The following is a 349-nucleotide window of genomic DNA, read 5'->3' on the forward strand; positions in this document are numbered from 1 at the left end:
GCCCACCCACCCGGGGCAAGCCAACTCAGATGTCACCTATTCGTGCAGCAGACCCAGATTCGCTACCGCGCGGGCGGTAAGTGCACTAATCTGCGTTGGCGTCGTTGAAACACGTTCCAGTTTTGGACCGGTTAGTGCCATGACGCTGGGGCGATGAACACGATGACGTTGGAGGTTCTGAAGACACCCATGGCTAATCCCACATCAAGTCGTTGGTCGCCGGGCATTGCGCTGAACGGGCTGTCGGGTCCGATGCAGGCTATTGGTGGCTTGTTTGCGATGTCGGCGGATGCTGTGCGGTTCATCTTCCGGAAGCCGTTTCAGTGGCGGGAGTTTTTGGAGCAGGCGT

The 349-nt window shown here is 58.5% G+C and carries 1 pseudogene; it reads left to right on the forward strand.

The window, feature by feature from the left end:
* Positions 1-189: 189 nt before the first annotated feature.
* Positions 190-349: pseudogene (locus tag CRM90_RS31270) on the forward strand (ABC transporter permease); the annotation flags it as partial.

Source organism: Mycobacterium sp. ENV421 (assembly GCF_002887815.1).
Lineage (GTDB): Bacteria > Actinomycetota > Actinomycetes > Mycobacteriales > Mycobacteriaceae > Mycobacterium.